Origin of the sequence: Vibrio sp. 10N.222.49.C9 (assembly GCF_041474985.1) — a bacterium.
Classification (GTDB): Bacteria; Pseudomonadota; Gammaproteobacteria; order Enterobacterales; family Vibrionaceae; genus Vibrio; species Vibrio crassostreae_C.
Window position 1 is genome coordinate 1 of sequence record NZ_JBFRVD010001169.1, and the last position, 367, is coordinate 367.

At 42.0% G+C, this 367-nt stretch carries 1 protein-coding gene; it reads right to left on the reverse strand.

The window, feature by feature from the left end; translation table 11 throughout:
• Positions 1 to 2 precede the first annotated feature (2 nt).
• Entirely contained in the window at positions 3 to 311 is a 309-nt protein-coding gene (locus tag AB4585_RS27410) for a hypothetical protein (RefSeq protein WP_065211333.1), read from the reverse strand.
• Positions 312 to 367 lie beyond the last annotated feature (56 nt).

The following is a 367-nucleotide window of genomic DNA, read 5'->3' on the forward strand; positions in this document are numbered from 1 at the left end:
GCTTAATGATCGGTAGGCGCTTTAGGAATGAAGCTAACGCCGCTTTTGATGGCGCGACCAATCAGCCCGATATCGTTAGTTCCGGTAATAGCAGCGAGTAGAATGCTGTGTTTCTTCAATTGGATCTTGAGTGATAGAACGTTAAATGCCGGTGTAGGATCAAGCACGTTTGATACGTCGATGATGATAGGGGCATTGTGACGGATCTTCTGGTCTTTATGGGCAACCAAGATGTTTGTCAAAATATTATCTACATTAAAGTCGTTGATGTAGAAGGTATCTAACTCGAATAAAGATTTGTCTCTTTTCAATTAACTGGCCTCGCGAATAAACTTAGGTTTTCATAAGGTGATTTGCGGGTGTCTGT